This is a genomic window from Spirulina sp. CCNP1310 (assembly GCF_034932185.1).
Taxonomy (GTDB): domain Bacteria; phylum Cyanobacteriota; class Cyanobacteriia; order Cyanobacteriales; family Spirulinaceae; genus Spirulina.
In genome coordinates this window covers 1-14,267 of the sequence record NZ_JAYGHW010000065.1, presented here as the reverse complement: position 1 = coordinate 14,267, position 14,267 = coordinate 1, and the positions used below count along the sequence as shown (strand labels likewise).

Annotated in this window: 17 protein-coding genes and 1 pseudogene; 8 read left to right on the top strand and 10 right to left on the bottom strand. The window is 49.9% G+C overall.

Annotated features, from left to right (window positions below; genetic code table 11):
* Positions 1-17 precede the first annotated feature (17 nt).
* From VB712_RS10920 to VB712_RS10910, 3 genes are all read right to left on the bottom strand, one after another.
* A complete protein-coding gene (locus tag VB712_RS10920; protein WP_323254593.1) occupies positions 18-536 on the bottom strand; it encodes a Rab family GTPase in 519 nt (172 codons plus the stop codon).
* An 8-nt stretch (positions 537-544) separates the two neighbouring features.
* A complete protein-coding gene (locus VB712_RS10915; RefSeq protein ID WP_323254592.1) occupies positions 545-2,629 on the bottom strand; it encodes an OmpA family protein in 2,085 nt (694 codons plus the stop codon).
* 171 nt (positions 2,630-2,800) lie between these two features.
* Entirely contained in the window at positions 2,801-3,442 is a 642-nt protein-coding gene (locus tag VB712_RS10910) for a hypothetical protein (RefSeq protein ID WP_323254591.1), read from the bottom strand.
* A 182-nt stretch (positions 3,443-3,624) separates the two neighbouring features.
* On the opposite strand from VB712_RS10910, the gene VB712_RS10905 reads away from it, so the two are divergent.
* Complete coding sequence (locus tag VB712_RS10905; RefSeq protein WP_323254590.1) at positions 3,625-4,206, top strand: thylakoid membrane photosystem I accumulation factor; 582 nt, start codon at positions 3,625-3,627, stop codon at positions 4,204-4,206.
* 93 nt (positions 4,207-4,299) lie between these two features.
* Here VB712_RS10905 and rpsU read toward each other — a convergent pair whose 3' ends face one another.
* Together rpsU and VB712_RS10895 are read right to left on the bottom strand one after the other, a co-directional pair.
* A complete protein-coding gene (gene rpsU, locus VB712_RS10900; RefSeq protein WP_072621663.1) occupies positions 4,300-4,479 on the bottom strand; it encodes a 30S ribosomal protein S21 in 180 nt (59 codons plus the stop codon).
* 132 nt (positions 4,480-4,611) lie between these two features.
* Entirely contained in the window at positions 4,612-4,872 is a 261-nt protein-coding gene (locus VB712_RS10895; protein ID WP_323254589.1) for an RNA-binding protein, read from the bottom strand.
* A 266-nt stretch (positions 4,873-5,138) separates the two neighbouring features.
* Between VB712_RS10895 and VB712_RS10890 the strand changes: the two genes are divergently transcribed.
* Genes VB712_RS10890 through VB712_RS10865 form a run of 6 tightly spaced genes read left to right on the top strand, consistent with a single transcriptional unit; the run spans position 5,139 to position 8,814 of the window.
* Positions 5,139-5,459 carry a hypothetical protein gene (locus VB712_RS10890; protein ID WP_323254588.1) on the top strand — a complete coding sequence of 107 codons (321 nt, stop codon included), beginning with the start codon at positions 5,139-5,141 and terminating at the stop codon, positions 5,457-5,459.
* A gap of 11 nt (positions 5,460-5,470) precedes the next feature.
* Positions 5,471-6,493 (top strand): YihY/virulence factor BrkB family protein, encoded by a 1,023-nt coding sequence (locus VB712_RS10885; protein WP_416236323.1) that lies wholly within the window; start codon positions 5,471-5,473, stop codon positions 6,491-6,493.
* Positions 6,494-6,549: 56 nt separating this feature from the next.
* Positions 6,550-7,200, top strand: a complete 651-nt coding sequence (upp, locus tag VB712_RS10880) for a uracil phosphoribosyltransferase (protein WP_323254586.1) — start codon at positions 6,550-6,552, stop codon at positions 7,198-7,200.
* 42 nt (positions 7,201-7,242) lie between these two features.
* Positions 7,243-7,506: a hypothetical protein gene (locus tag VB712_RS10875; protein WP_323254585.1), complete on the top strand. Its 264-nt coding sequence runs from the start codon at positions 7,243-7,245 to the stop codon at positions 7,504-7,506.
* 57 nt (positions 7,507-7,563) lie between these two features.
* Positions 7,564-7,857 carry a YggT family protein gene (locus VB712_RS10870; RefSeq protein ID WP_323254584.1) on the top strand — a complete coding sequence of 98 codons (294 nt, stop codon included), beginning with the start codon at positions 7,564-7,566 and terminating at the stop codon, positions 7,855-7,857.
* A gap of 6 nt (positions 7,858-7,863) precedes the next feature.
* Positions 7,864-8,814 (top strand): glycosyltransferase, encoded by a 951-nt coding sequence (locus VB712_RS10865; protein ID WP_323254583.1) that lies wholly within the window; start codon positions 7,864-7,866, stop codon positions 8,812-8,814.
* 44 nt (positions 8,815-8,858) lie between these two features.
* Here VB712_RS10865 and clpB read toward each other — a convergent pair whose 3' ends face one another.
* Positions 8,859-11,483 carry an ATP-dependent chaperone ClpB gene (clpB, locus tag VB712_RS10860; RefSeq protein ID WP_323254582.1) on the bottom strand — a complete coding sequence of 875 codons (2,625 nt, stop codon included), beginning with the start codon at positions 11,481-11,483 and terminating at the stop codon, positions 8,859-8,861.
* 175 nt (positions 11,484-11,658) lie between these two features.
* On the opposite strand from clpB, the gene VB712_RS10855 reads away from it, so the two are divergent.
* Positions 11,659-12,210: a Uma2 family endonuclease gene (locus VB712_RS10855; protein ID WP_323254581.1), complete on the top strand. Its 552-nt coding sequence runs from the start codon at positions 11,659-11,661 to the stop codon at positions 12,208-12,210.
* Between the two features lie 135 nt (positions 12,211-12,345).
* On the opposite strand, the gene VB712_RS10850 is transcribed toward VB712_RS10855, so the two are convergent.
* The 4 genes and pseudogenes from VB712_RS10850 to VB712_RS10835 form a co-directional block, all read right to left on the bottom strand.
* Positions 12,346-13,134, bottom strand: a complete 789-nt coding sequence (locus VB712_RS10850; protein WP_323254580.1) for a hypothetical protein — start codon at positions 13,132-13,134, stop codon at positions 12,346-12,348.
* A 278-nt stretch (positions 13,135-13,412) separates the two neighbouring features.
* On the bottom strand, positions 13,413-13,661 hold the full coding sequence (locus VB712_RS10845) for a DUF4926 domain-containing protein (protein WP_416236322.1): 249 nt from the start codon (positions 13,659-13,661) through the stop codon (positions 13,413-13,415).
* Between the two features lie 19 nt (positions 13,662-13,680).
* Entirely contained in the window at positions 13,681-14,016 is a 336-nt protein-coding gene (locus tag VB712_RS10840) for a DUF6883 domain-containing protein (RefSeq protein WP_323254578.1), read from the bottom strand.
* Positions 14,017-14,103: 87 nt separating this feature from the next.
* A pseudogene (locus VB712_RS10835) lies at positions 14,104-14,267 on the bottom strand (photosystem II q(b) protein); the annotation flags it as partial.

Below are 14,267 nucleotides of genomic sequence, written 5' to 3'. Positions count from 1 at the left end.
AGATGAACTTTACGGGTTTAGGACAACATATTTGTGGCCAGTTCAGTAAAAATTTCATCCACATGATCGCCAGTTTTGGCGGAGGTGAGGTAGGGGCCCAGCAGATGTGGATGGTCAAACTGAATTGTGCTTTGTAAATAGGCTTTTTCGTCACTATCGAGGAGGTCGGTTTTGTTGAGGGCGATCGCCACCCACCCCGCTGGATTCACGCCAAAAAACAGTTGCAGATGATCTTCAATGTGGCTAATTGTCTCTGGCCGGGTGACATCGGCCACGATCAGCACACCGCTAGAACCCTGGAGATAGGTGGGGGTGATTGCTTTAAACTTGGTTTGGCCCTCTAAATCCCAAATCAGCAGCTTCAGTTCATCAATATCAGCATTGGTGGTGAGGGGGATGACTTTGCGGGAAATTTTCACTCCAACGGTGGAGAGGTAGCGATCGCTAAATTCCCGATCCACGAATCGACGGATCAGGCTGGTTTTTCCCACGCCAAAATCCCCCACCATACAAATTTTCTTAGAAACTGTGACCATAACCTGACTTAATTGAGGACTTCAAAGCGCACACACCGACTTAACCATAGTGCATCACTCTCCGTCACTTGGGGAGGGGGGGCGATCGTCCCGGCAGTGACGAGGCGATCGCCATCAATCCCCAACTGCACTAAGGCATCTTTCACCACTTGGGCCCGCTCCGGGGCCAGTTGACGATTAATTTTCTCGGTGCCACTGGTATCAGTATGGCCGATGATTTGCAGGCGGATATTGGGGTTAGCCTGTAAATGAGCCACCAAGGGTTCCAGTTTTTGGGTCTGCTCCTGGGGGGAAATGATCGTCCCATTGGTGTTGAAGTAGAGTCGCTGGGCGGTGGGGGAGGGGTCGCCACTGAAAGTTAAAACCACCGATTGCACGCCGGGGATCTGCCGGAGGCTTTCGGTAAGCGTCGTGATCCGTTCGGGGGCGATCGCCCCCCCTTCAACCATCAATTGCTGATTGACCCGATCATAGCGGCTTGTGAGCATCGCCCCTAACATTTGGCCAAAACTTTGGGTGAGGCGTTGGGCTTCAGCGGCGATCGCCTCTGGGTTGGGGGGAGCCACCACCGTTAATAGTTGATTGTCCAGCACCAAATCTGGGGCAACATCAAGGGCCACTATCCCCGCCTCCTCCCGCAGGTCAGGGCTAGGCACTTTCCCGTTCAGGATCAGGGTTCCCCCTTCAATTTGGGGGCGAATGGCATAGAGGGCTAGGTTGGGAGTGGCAGCGATCGCCTCATCCACCGCCAAAATGACCTGTTGTTTTTGCCAATGGCGATAGTAAACCCACCCCAAAGGAATCCCCAACAGAATCAGTAAAATCAAAAGCCCCACCGGCAGGGGTCGCCGTCGTACCTTCGGTTTGTCCAGTACCGTTGGTGCAATGAGTAACTCCGTTAACAGTTGCGGAATCGAGTCGGGAACCGTCCGCGCATCCCCATCAAACTGCTCCAGCAGCCCCCCATAGCCATGGTTGAGGATAATCGCGCTCAGGGTTTGCCGTAATTTAATTGAAAAATTCGTTGGGGGATCGCCCTGGGTAACGGCGGCAATATAGCAATAGCCCGCCACCTCCATGATGATTTGAAAATCTTCGTAGTCGATCTTGGTTAGTTCCGATTGATGGCGGGGGTCGGTGGAGCATTCCCCGGCAAAACTACGGATGGCGGTGAGCATCCCGGCGAGCATATCGGTTTCCAAGGCTTGGGAGCCGGACTGCTGAACTTCAGCAATCACCAGACCAGAATTTTTATGGATTAAAAACACCGCCTGCACCCGAAAGGGCAGGGCATCGCGCAAAATCTGTTCCGCATCGGAAATCCCCTGCCATCGGAGGGAAAACCGACGCATAATCCCCTGGATGCTCAAGGTCTGCTCGACTCTGGTATTGATCTGGCTGACCACCTCCCCCATGTATTTGGAAATGGTGTTGCCAATCACGGGATAGAGTGCGTCCACCATGGCATCGCGATCGAGGCGGACTTGCTCGGTGATGGCTTTGCCCATAGCGGGGGCAATGGCTTGGATCACCTCGTTGGGGGCCTCCCCCAATTGTTTGGAAATCGCCCCAGGAATCGCCGTGGCGAGGACTTTACTCAGAGCGGTGCGATCGCCTTGGCTGCGAGTTTCAATCACCCGATCAATAATTAACGCCAAGGCCGGAATAATTTCTTCAGGGGATTGGGCAATCTTTTTCTGCAATAAAACCGCAAAAACCGGAAAAATCACCTGACCCATGACGCGAGGATCACGACATTGGTGCTCTAATTGTCGCAGCCGTAATTGCCAAACCTGTTCTTCTTCCGGAGTATCTGGATTTGCCCGGGCTTGTTGGGCTTCAATATCGAGTAAATCCAGCAGGAGTTGCCGTAGGCGTTCCCCTGCCTCATCCGTGGTGAGGGCAGATTTCGCACCATTACGCGCAGCAGCAGGAGCCACAGGATGGCCCTGGGGACGCACATCCTTTTCGGTCAGAAACTGAAACAATTCCCCCAGGGCAAAGTCGTTGCTGTGGGGTGATTCAGTCACCGTTGAGATCGTGCTGTGCTGAGACAGAGCAGGAGCAGTGGAATCGTCTGGGGAAACAGGCATAACTGCCTTTGTGCAGAAAAATAAGGTTTTGATTTCCCGGCCCGCCCGATGTGGTTTTCCAGCCCTTCCCATCCTCCTAAAACCAATGTGATCACAATGGAGCAATGGGCATCGGGTTAACGGGTGGAATGATCACAGGGTCAAGAAGAAATACGGTTAAGGGGGGACCTCCTACATTATGCCGGATGATTGAGAAGTTTGTTTGATCGGAGGGCGTTCTTCCTCCGGTAAAAGAAAATCCGTTTGCAGATGATTTTCCATGGCTTCTTTGAGATCGGGGACAAATTCTGTACCCTTCACTTTGATACAAAGCTCAAACAAAACTTCTGCGAGATCAACGCGGGAAACTTTGGCATCCCGCAGGGTTGAAAAACACTTTTCGAGTTCTTCAAAGATTTTAACTTTTAACGTTTGGCTTTCGGTTTGAAATTGTTCTTGGGTTTGGGTGAGTTCTTCCCGCAGGCTGGCGGTTTTCGAGGTGAAGGTTTTATTGAGGGTTTCGAGAATGTTGTAGTTTTTTTGGCTGGTTTGTTCGAGTTTTTGCCATAGCTTGGTGGTTTCGTCGTGGGTGGTTAAACTAAGGTACTTTAGTTTTTTTTCTAAGGAATCAGCAATCCCTTTGAGTTCTCCCGATAGGGTGCTTTGCATCTGATCGAGGCGATCGCGCAATTCCTGATTCATCGCCGCTGAGTCCGCTTCGAGTTTTTCGATGCGTTGCTCGTAATCGCGCAGTTGAGTACCAAAAAGGATTTCTCGGATCTGCTCAACATTGCCAAGTCGATCGCGCATATCTTGTTTATTCAGTTCTGCCATAACTACTCCTCATGCAATATGGTAGGGCATTGAGTTTAGTCCACCCTTGATGATATTAAGTTATCTTACTGTGTTGTTCAGCACTGTGCGACAAATGCCCTGCTCAAACTGGGAGTTGCGAGCCAAGGGGCCAGTGCCCTCATCATACAAGCAGAACTCCAACTATCTGAGGATATATCAACGTGTCTCTATTTTTCCAATCCATGGGGCGATCGCTCCTGATGCTGGCCCTCCGGCCGGCGCTGGTGGTGCTGATCAGCCTCCTGTGCTGGTTTGGCCTCTCACCTACCGCTATGGCGGGGATCAATGATGACCGCTACGACGGCAACATTTTTGTCCTTTATGCGGGCAATGGCTCCCTCGTCCCGGTGAAGGAAACCCTGGCCCAGGCTTTGGGCCAAGGCCGGCCAACGATGCTAACTTTCTATGTCGATGACAGCCAAGACTGCAAGCAGTTTGCGATCGTCGTCTCGCGACTTCAAGAGTTCTATGGCCGACGCACCTCATTTTTACCGATCAGCGTCGATGCCCTCAATCCTGAAATAACACCTACACCCCTGGATCCCGCCTACTACTACCATGAAGGTGTACCCCAAACGGTGATTTTGGATGGAACAGGTCAGGTGCGCTTTGATCAAACGGGGACAGTTGCCTACGAAACCCTCGATCAGGTGTTTCGGGATATTTTTGATCTCCCGGCGAAAACCACGAAGGATTTTCAGCGGCGCTCCTATAACGAGTTCAACACCGAACTCGCGGAATAGTTAAGGATTTGGCCATCCCCAGAGAAGCGCCAGGGGCATGAACCGCTTCATGCCCCTGGCTGGGTGGTGTGGCGCAATGGAAACCTGTTGCGTTTAGCTGAACCGCTTTTTCCGTCGTCGGGCGATCGCCTTACGTTTTTTCTTTTCCTGTGGCGTTTCAAAATGGCGCAGACGCTTCATATCTGCAAAAATGCCAGCCTTCGATACTTCTCTTCGGAACCGGCGTAAGGCTGATTCAATGCCTTCGTTTTCTCCCACTGTCACCTGAGTCATTCGCTATCCTCCTACGGGTTTAATTACCACTGTACAATCAAAAAGACCCGTTGCCAACGGGTCAGGGGTAGCGTACTACCCAATCCAAGCCTTTATTTATATCACTAAAGGGGCATTGATCCCCAGGTTGAATTAATAACGCTTGTTGGTTTCCTTTGGACGAGCCTTATTGACCTTAAGGACGCGCCCCATCCATTCCGCACCGTCTAATTCTTCAATGGCTTTGTCTTCCTGGGCATCTTCAGCCATTTCTACAAAACCAAAGCCACGGGGGCGACCAGTTTCGCGATCCATTGGCAGTGAAACGCGCTTCACCTCACCATAATCGGAAAACACTTCTTGAAGTTGCTCTTGCGTCACAGTATAGGCAAGATTACCAACATAAATTGACATGGGTATCTCCAACACAATCAAACGATCCATTCGAGAAACTAAATGTCGGAGATACATCTGTCGAGCCAAAAAGCATTGAATCTACCGAACCTAATTTCTTCTCGCTAGGATAACACAGAACCGTAATCCAAACTCGTTCCCCTGCGGATCTACTTGAAAAGGTCTGCTCGCCTTGCTTCGGGGCGATCGCTCAACCCTAGGGGTGAGACGGCAGATCAGATTCCTCTGTTAGAATAGGGGCTATTGCGATCGCCCCCGAAACCGTCATGAACCTCAAAACACTGATCTCTCCCTTCGCCCTCGCCACCCTCATCCTCGCCGCCGCCGCCGCACCCACTTGGGCGCAGACTCAATCCCCCACCGACCCCTTCCCTACCAACGAGCGGGATCCCGTCTTCGGGGATGGCGTTTTCAATCCGATGGATTTGATCCATCGCTCGCGCCAAATCAATACTCCCTTTGATTTTGAATCTAATAGCCGCAACCTGGACAAGGCGACGGAAGATTTTCGTCGTCGTCAACAGGAAGCCATGCAGCAACGACAGGCCCAACCGACGGAAGCCGCTGAACCTGCCACAGAGGAATAACACCGCTTCCAATGGCTTTGCCCCCTTGGATTCTATTTTTTACCTATCTCCGTGGGCCAGTTCTGCGCCAAACCCTTGAGCGGGTGATTCAACAGCGCCTCAATGGTTTGGCAACGGAAATGGCCTATGGTTCGATCTTGGCCCTCTTCCCGGCAATTTTAGCCCTACTGACGGCGGTCGGGTTGTTTGAGGAGTCTTTGCAAACGCTGTTGCGCGATATCCTCAACCCGTTTGTCCAGGTGGATGATGCTTCACTTTATGCGGTGTTGCGGGATGCGGCCTATAGTTTGCGGATTGTGATCCCTGATTTGATGTGGCAATTGTTGGGGAATTTTGTCACGGAAATTACAGGGCGCAAGAATGGCGGTTTGTTTTCGATCAGTTTTATCGTGGCGGTGTGGATTGCCTCCTCGGCCCTCTGTACCGCCATGAATGCCTTTGATCAGATTCATCGCATTCCCCGCCGTTTGCGTCGGCCTTTTTGGCAGGCGCGGGGGGTGGCGATGCTGTTGACGATCGCGAGTATTTTGCTGTTGGCGATCGCCGCCTTCTTCATCCTGATCGGCAACCAACTGATTGCTGCTACGTTGAACATCCTGGAAACTTTCCCCATCTATCGGGTGAAAGAGGGTACTTTTTTACTCTTGCGGCTGTGGCGAACTCTCAACCTTCCTTTTGTGATGGGGTTAGTGGTGATTGCTTTTGTGCTGCTTTACCGTTTGGGGCCGAGTCGTTGGCATCGAGGTACGCCGCTGTTGCCCGGTGCGGTGTTGGCGGCGCTGTCTTGGCTGGGGATTTCTTGGTTATTTCGCCTCTATGTGAATAATTTCGGGGCCTATAACCGGGTCTATGGAGCGGTGGGGACGGTGATGGTCTTGCTACTGTGGTTGCAGTTAACATCCTTGGTGATTTTGGTGGGGAGTCAGTTGAATGTGACGGTGGGGGAAGCGATGCGGGCGGATCGGGCGATCGCCGCCCATCCTCCTCAAAAATCCCTCTCTGCCTCTCCCGTTGATCAGGGGAAACGGCTCTAGTTTTGCTGGGGAAAAAAGCAGTATGCTAAAGGGTTGGTAGTCCTCATCAAACCCCCATGACCCTACAATTGCGCGTTTACGTCCCGGATCACCCCCTGATTAAGCATTGGTTGGGGGTGGCCCGCGATCGCGATACCCCCTCAGTGTTGTTCAAAAGTGCGATGACGGAGTTGGGCCGCTGGCTTACCTACGAAGTCAGCCGCCATTGGCTCCCCACGGGAGAAACAACGGTGACAACTCCCTTGGCTGAAGCCCCCGCCACGCTGATCGATCCCATGGTTCCCATTGCCCTCGTTCCCATTTTGCGGGCGGGCCTGGCCCTCTTGGATGGGGCGCAAACCCTTCTGCCTCTGGCCTCCACCTACCATCTGGGCTTAGTCCGCAATGAGGAAACCCTGGATAATAGTTGTTATTTGAATAAATTACCGCCCCAATTGGCTCCTGATACGCGGGTCTTGATTCTTGATCCGATGTTAGCCACGGGGGGATCAATCATGACGGCGATGGCGGAAGTGGTGAGTCGGGGTGTTGATCCTGCCAATGTGCGCATTGAATGCGTGGTGGCGGCTCCCCCTGCTTTGCAGCAGTTGAGCGCGGCCTATCCCAGCCTCACGGTGTATACAGCGATGATTGATGAGGGGTTAAATGACCACGGCTATATTGTGCCGGGTTTGGGGGATGCGGGCGATCGCGCCTTCGGGACTTAAAATAATCCCAGATTGAAGCCAATTTTAAGGGGATTTTAAATCATGAGTCAACGGGATGGATTTGGCAGCGGTTTCCTACTGGGGGCCTTGATTGGCGGTGCTGTGGGGGGGATTGTGGGGGCGTTGGCGGCTTCGAGGCGATCGCCCCACGCCGCCAGCGAAGAATTAGAAGGCCAAGAACCCACGGAAGAGAGCATTGAGGGGGCCCGGCGCAGCTTAGAGAGCAAAATCGCCCAGTTGAACCTGGCGATCGACGATGTGCGGGAGCAGCTTGGTTCTGTGAATGGTTCCTCGCCAGAGCCATAACTCAGCCTCAACTTGTACAATGCAAAGAAAGTCGTTATTTCAGTAGGAAATTGCCCTATGGATGCTGATGTTGTTAGAGTTTTGGTCGTTGGCCTACAAAACTTTCTTAACCTCTACACGGTTATTTTATTAATCCGCGTTTTACTCACCTGGTTCCAAGGGGCCGGTTGGGCGCAACAGGGGATCAGTGCTCTCAGCCCGATTACTGACCCCTATTTAAATGTGTTTCGCTCCTTGATCCCACCCTTGGGGGGATTAGATATTTCTCCGATGCTGGCCTTCTTTGCCCTTTCGTTTTTGGGACAGTTTTTGGTGCAGCTTGTGGGGGGATTGCTCTACAGCTTGGTTTAAGGCGGGGTGAAGAGTCCAAATCTTTCACCCTATTCCCCCACCGTTTCGGTGATTGTTCCCATTTATAACGGGGCGGCGGATCTACCGGATCTGCTGTCCTGTGTGGAGCAGCAAACCTATCCCAGGACACAGGTAGAATATTTGCTGGTGGATAACCACAGCCAGGATCAGACTCCTGTTTTGTTGAACGCTGCGGTGGAATCTTGGGGGGTGAAAGGGTTGCAGGGGCGATCGCTCCTCGAAGCCACGATCCAAAGTTCCTATGCCGCCCGCAATACGGGCATTCTTGCCGCAAGGGGGGAAATCCTCGCCTTCACCGATGCCGACTGTCGCCCTGTCCCTGATTGGCTCACTCGCCTCGTTGCCCCTTTTGCGGATCAAAGCCTCGGCCTCAGCGTTGGCGAAGTCGTCGCCTTACCAGGGGATAGCCTCTTAGAACGCTACGCCGAACGCAAAACCACCCTCTCCCAACGCCACACCCTCAATCATCCCTTTTGCCCCTACGGCCAGACGGCGAATTTAGCGGTGCGGCGATCGCTCCTCACCACCACAGGTTTATTTCGTCCCCACCTCACCACCGGAGGCGATGCGGATCTCTGTTGGCGAATTTTGCGGGAAACCGGCTGTGGTTGGCAGTTTGTGCCGGAGGCGATCGTTCAGCACCGCCACCGCCGCACGCTCAAAGAATTACAAAGCCAATGGCGACGCTATGGCCGGTCGAACCAATACCTCCACCAGTTGCACGGTGTCCCCTTAATGCGTTCCCTCACGGCTCAAGAATTGAGCTACCGCCTCGCTCGTTGGGCGGTTAAGGAATTGCCCCCGGCTTTGCTCAGGGGGAAAATTCTCGATGTGGTGCAAACGCCGCTAGATTTATTGACATTTGCCGCCCGGAGCCAGGGGCAAAAATCAGCAGTGTTCGATCCCCAAATGGCGGAGATTTCGATTTTGCAATGAGGAGGATGTGTAGGGGCGAAAAATTTTTCGCCCCTCTCTGCCGTCTACAACTTCAGCAACGCCGACGGCAGTTGTTTAAACACCAAATGATCCCCTTCCACGGCCACATCAATGCGATCGCCCGGTTGATAACGACCCCGCAGGATTTCCTTGGCGATCGCCGTCTCCAAATACCGCTGTACCGCCCGCTTCAAGGGCCGCGCCCCATAAACGGGATCATAACCCTTATCGGCCAAATAATCTAACGCCTCCTCACTCAATTGTAAACCTAACTTTTGCTCCTCTAACCGTTGATTGAGCCGCTCCGTTTGCAACTGCACAATTTTCCGCAATTGCGCCTTAATCAAGTTGCGGAAAATGATAATTTCATCCACTCGGTTGAGAAATTCCGGACGGAAACTAGACCGCATCGCATCCATCACCCGGCTCCGCATCGCCTCATACTGCGCCTCACTTTCATCAAAGGCAAATTCAAGAATAAATTGCGAGCCAATATTACTCGTCATAATGATGATCGTGTTTTTGAAATCCACCGTCCGCCCTTGGGCATCGGTGAGGCGACCATCATCGAGAATTTGCAACATGACGTTAAACACATCACCATGGGCCTTTTCAATTTCATCGAACAGAATCACCGAATAGGGACGGCGGCGAATCGCTTCCGTCAGTTGCCCCCCCTGCTCATAGCCCACATAGCCCGGAGGTGCGCCCATTAAGCGGGAAACACTATGTTTTTCCATATATTCCGACATATCAATCCGCACCATCGCCGCTTCTGTATCAAACAAATTACGGGCAAGTGCCTTGGCTAATTCGGTTTTTCCTACCCCTGTGGGCCCGAGAAAAATAAAGCTAGCAATGGGTCGGTTGGGATCGGCCAAACCCGCACGCGATCGCTGAATTGCATCCGCTACCGCCGTCACGGCCTCATCTTGACCCACCACCCGTTCATGAAGTTCATCCTCTAAATGGAGGAGTTTTTCTTTTTCTGATTCCACCAATTTACTCACCGGAATCCCTGTCCATTTAGAAATAATTTCGGCAATATCCGACTCTAAAACCTCCTCCCGCAAGAGAGATTTACCCGTGGTTTGAATCTCCGCTAACTTTTGCTCCACTTCCTTCGCCTGTCGCTGCAAATCCGTCAGCTTGCCATATTGCAATTCCGCCGCTCGGTTATAATCATAATCCCGTTGAGCCTGTTGAATTTCGACATTGACATGATCAATGGTTTCCTTAATGGTTTGCAGTTGATCAATCACCGCTTTTTCAGAATTCCATTGGGCATTAAGGCGAGATTGCTCCTCTTTAAAGTTTGCTAATTCCTTTTCTAAAATTTTCAGCCGCTCTTGAGACATTTGATCCGCTTCTTTTTGCAAGGAAAGTTTCTCCATCTCCAATTGCAACACTTTGCGATCCACTTCGTCCAGTTCTTCCGGCTTAGAAGTGATTTCCATTTTTAACTTTGCCGCTGCTTCATCGACTAAATCAATGGCTTTATCGGGAAGGAAGCGATCGCTAATATACCGATTAGAAAGGGTTGCCGCCGCAACCAGAGCATTATCAGCAATTTTCACCCCATGGTGAACCTCATAACGTTCCTTTAAACCCCTTAGGATTGAAATCGTATCAATTTCCGTCGGTTCATTCACCATCACCGATTGAAATCGCCGCTCTAACGCCGCATCTTTTTCAATATATTTACGATATTCATCCAGAGTTGTAGCCCCAATGCAGCGTAGTTCGCCCCGCGCTAACATCGGTTTTAATAAATTCCCCGCATCCATCGCCCCTTGGGTGGCTCCCGCCCCAACTACGGTGTGAATTTCATCAATAAATAAAACAATTTGCCCATTGGATTCTGTCACTTCTTTCAATACGGCTTTCAGGCGTTCTTCAAATTCCCCCCGATATTTTGCCCCCGCAATTAAGGCCCCCATATCCAGGGCAACCACTTTCCGATCTTTGAGAGAATCTGGCACATCACGGCTGACAATTCGCTGGGCCAATCCTTCAACAATGGCGGTTTTTCCCACCCCCGGCTCCCCAATTAAAACGGGGTTATTTTTGGTACGGCGGGAAAGAATTTGAATCGTGCGGCGGATTTCATCATCCCGGCCAATGACGGGATCAAGTTTTCCGGCCCGAGCCAATTCTGTTAGCTCCCGCCCATATTTTTCCAAAGAATCATATTTACCTTCTGGGTTCTGATCTGTCACTTTTTGATTGCCTCGAATACTTTTAATGATTTCTAGTAATTTGGCTTCGTTGAGACCAATTTCTTGCAGAAGGCCACGACCAAAGCGGTCATCCTGAGCATAGCCTAAAACCAGATGCTCAATGGAGATATATTCATCCTCGAACTTTTTGCGGTGTGCCTCAGCCCGATCCAGGAGCGTATCAAGGCTGCGGCCCAGATAAACGGAGTCGCTGACTTGGTTAAGTTTGGGCTGACGGTTGATAAATTCGTCGGTGCGATCGCGCAGGGTTTGCACACTCGCCCCAGCCTTGCTAAAAATACTGCTGGCTAGGCCGTTATCCTCCAATAGGGCTTTTAATAGGTGTTCACTTTCAAGCTGCTGCTGGCGATTTTGCTTGGTAATTTCGGGGGTTTTGACGATCGCAGCCCAAGCTTTTTCGGTAAATTGATTAGGATTGGTGGGTTGCATAGGAGCTTGATTTAAACTGTCATGATTTTTTTATTCTAAAGGGTTGTGGCTCTGACTCAGATTAGGGATTATCCCCCTAGATCGGGTAGGGTTTTCGCCATCAGTGGGGCGGGGCGATCGCTGCCCATTGCTTTAGAGTAGGGTTAAGACCCCCTTGGATTTTGGAGTAAGACCGATGCGATCGCCTCTCTGGTTGTTGACCGTGGCGGACTATCTGGAAGCTGAAGCAGCCAGCAGCATCCGCCATGAATATGTTAGCGGTTATGTGTTCGCCATGGCCGGAGCGAGCGAAGCCCACAACCTGATTGCGGGTAATCTCTTTGCCCAACTCCGGCCCCATTTGCGGGGGACTGGTTGCCGCACGTTCATGTCGGACATGAAGGTGAGGGTGAAGAATGACATTTTTTACTACCCGGATCTCCTTGTCACCTGTCACCCGGAAGACAATGAGGAATATTTCAAAACGCAACCGACGTTAATTATTGAGGTTCTTTCTAAAACGACTGAGGCAACGGATCGGCGTGAAAAACTGATGCACTATCAAAACTTGGAAAGTTTACAGGAATATGTATTGGTCTCCCAGGATTGCATCAAGGTTGAAGTCTATCGTCGCCAAGCTTCAGGTTATTGGACAGTGGAACTGTTGAATGCAGATGATGATCTGTATCTAGAGTCTGTAGATCTGCAACTCACGATGGCACAGATCTATGAGGACGTTAGGTGGTGATGCAGGAGGGCGATCGCCTGTCACTGTAAGCGGTAACAAGTACCTAAAAAATTTGATTAGGCGACTGTAAATTATCTTGAAGTCAGCACGAAACAAAAGCTTCCGGGAATCCGCCCGACTAAATTTTCAGACAGTTTATCGAAAAACAGTCAGAATTGTGATAATTGTGGCAATCACACCAGCTAAGCTCCAACACCAATGCTCAGTGATAATTTCTAACAAAGCCTTTGGATGAAATCCATAAACCTGATACCACTTGGCATCTGTTTTTAAATTTCCTTCCAGTGTTTGTTCAAGAATGTTTGCAATGACATTAACCTTACGAAGTGTTGATTGATGAAGTTTCACAAACTCCCTAGCTTCAAATGCAATTGCTTCATCTGGCCCATTCAGATATCCAATATCAGAAATTTTATTCTTCTTTGTAAGACTTTCCAGTCGAGGATGGCCTATATAGTTTTTGCCATAAACATTCATAAGAGCGCGAGCTAAATCAAACTTCCGCTCTTCAGGCAAACGTATTGGATTACCACCTAGTACCCGATATCTATGCTCAATGGCTTGAAAACCATAATTAATATCCCTCATATTCCAATGAACCCAAGTGTATTTTTCGTTCATTTTCAGAAAATCAAAAAATTCGTCAAGCATCCGACGCTCAAGATGATTGTACCTATCAACAATTTCTGTATTTAGAAGATTATCTAACTCAGCAATTTTATGAATTGAAAAAGATTCGGTTTGACCTGATGTAAAGTTATGGACAGCAATTGACGTGATTCTTGGTGTTGAACCATCAGATCTGTCATAAAAACTTTCACACGAATAGTGAACGACAAGCGTAGTATTTTGGCGTTCTTCAATTTCGTGTAGTTGATTGAGTGCTTTTCGACGCTTACTGAGCCGCCACAGTTCTTCGCCCACAGATCTCCTTAAAACTTATAAATCAGTAAAGTAGTTTTTTCCTTTATAGCAATCTCCTTAAGCAGTCGATCTACTTGAAGGTTATGGAAATTAAATTTCTTTCACAGCCAAACTCAAAGATGAATCTAGCATATAAATATCGAGGTGTCCCAAACTATTAGACACATCATATACAAAACTTTATAGTCGGCATAGAAACCTTACCCATTAAAGCTTTTGGCTTGATGGTTCGCTTGAGCGGCTTCCAGAAATATGCTCCAATTGAATTCTTCTCCCGCCTATGCTGTAACCATTACAGTTGTTGAACTGGGAGCAATTGGCTCAAAATGTAACACCATAATTTGTTCTGGACATAGCCCAAGAGACTCATAGGTACGGCCGGTGCGATCGCTAAACTCAACTTCAAATGCCGTCCCACTAGCCAAAATTTCAACAACCGTCCCCACCTGCCCCTGACACAAATTGTACTGGGGGAGATCAACAACCAGAGCGACTACATCAAGTAACTTGACTGTATTCATTTTCATTTTATATCACCTTCAAAAGCTACAGAGGATAGCAAGTTGTTAATCTTGGAATATCAGAATTATTTTCAATAATCCAGCCACTCCGAACGATTGCAGTTCTATTTTGCCATTCAAGCGTGAAATCTATAGTGTAACGTTGCCCATATGCATCTTGCCGTCCTGGATGAGCCACTTGGGTTTTCACAATTTTGAGAAGAATTTTGCGTAGCTCTTCAGCGTCAGCATCAGTCATCCCTAAAATAGCAGAAAATAAACGGGCTTTGTGCTTACCATCATCATGATTTTGGTTAAGGCAGTAGTCTCGAAGTTTGCGAATGTCAACTACAGCATTTTCGGAATAGGGTAGTAAATTCACCGTGTTCGTTTTCTTGCTTTATAAAATAAAGCCCCCTCGTGATGAGGGGGCTTTATTCAGTTATAGATTGGTTGTTAAACCAGAATCTTAACCGTTGATCGCAGGAGCAGTCAGAGCCACAGGCGCAGACTCAGCAGAAGCCAAATCTAAGGGGAAGTTGTGGGCGTTGCGTTCGTGCATCACTTCAAAACCGAGGTTAGCGCGGTTCAGGATGTCCGCCCAGGTGTTGATGACGCGACCTTGGCTATCCA